This is a genomic window from Mesorhizobium sp. M0159 (assembly GCF_040322295.1).
GTDB lineage: Bacteria > Pseudomonadota > Alphaproteobacteria > Rhizobiales > Rhizobiaceae > Mesorhizobium.
Map to the genome: position 1 here is coordinate 1 of NZ_JAMYTF010000146.1, position 587 is coordinate 587.

Genomic DNA, 587 nt, shown 5'->3' on the forward strand with positions numbered 1-587 from the left:
TTCTCGGCCTCGACGGTGAGCGAGGCGACGATGCGGCTGGATGAGGCGCTCAAGGCGTTCTTCACGCAGCGGCTCGAGGAAAGCTATCCGTATCTCATTTTGGACGCGCGCTACGAGCGGGCTCGCGAGGCGGGCGTGATCGCCAGCCAGGCGGTGCTGGTGGCGATCGGCGTGGATTGGGAGGGCCGGCGCCAGGTTCTGGGCGTGGAGCTGGCCAACCGGGAGAGCCATTCGAGCTGGCGCGAGTTCGTGACGGGGCTCAAGAATCGCGGGCTCGCCGGCGTCGAGTTCGTCGTCTCCGACGACCATCCGGGGCTCAGGGCGGCAATCCGCGAAGTGCTGCCCGAGGCGGTCTGGCAGCGCTGCTACGTGCACTTCCTCAGAAACGCGCTCGACTACGTGCCGCGCAAGGTCGACGACGATTGCCTGATGGAGCTCAGATGGTTCTACGACCGGCGCGACCTTGCCGAGGTCAAACGCGACCTGGCGCAGTGGATCGCCAAATGGCAGGCCAAATACCCGAAGCTGGTCAACTGGGTGGAAGATAACATCGAGGAGACGCTGAGCTTCTATCGGCTGCCGCTAGC

At 65.1% G+C, this 587-nt stretch carries 1 protein-coding gene; it reads left to right on the plus strand.

Annotated elements, in window-relative coordinates; genetic code table 11:
• On the plus strand, positions 1-587 hold a 587-nt coding region (locus tag NKJ32_RS35465), incomplete at both ends, for an IS256 family transposase (RefSeq protein ID WP_352711927.1).